This window comes from Pontibacter sp. JAM-7, assembly GCF_048548695.2.
Taxonomy (GTDB): Bacteria; Pseudomonadota; Gammaproteobacteria; order Pseudomonadales; family Balneatricaceae; genus Neptuniibacter.
In genome coordinates this window covers 1-233 of record NZ_JBLYIF020000092.1, presented here as the reverse complement: position 1 = coordinate 233, position 233 = coordinate 1, and the positions used below count along the sequence as shown (strand labels likewise).

Annotated in this window: 1 protein-coding gene; it reads left to right on the top strand. The window is 48.9% G+C overall.

All coding sequences use genetic code 11. The features are described 5' to 3' along the window. Positions 1-5 precede the first annotated feature (5 nt). A partial coding sequence (gene rpsM, locus ACFVYJ_RS13965; protein WP_463255486.1) for a 30S ribosomal protein S13 occupies positions 6-233 on the top strand: 228 nt, incomplete at its 3' end.

Below are 233 nucleotides of genomic sequence, written 5' to 3'. Positions count from 1 at the left end.
ATAGATTGGCCCGTATAGCTGGCGTCAATATTCCTGACAATAAGCATGCTGTAATTTCTCTGACTTACATGTACGGAATTGGCCGCACGTCTGCGACTGGCATCTGTAGCGCTTGTGGTATTACTCCAAGCACTAAGATTGCTGATCTTTCTGACGAGCAGCTGGACATCGTTCGTGGAGAAGTTGCCAAGCTGACTGTTGAAGGCGACCTGCGTAGTGAAGTGTCCATGAGC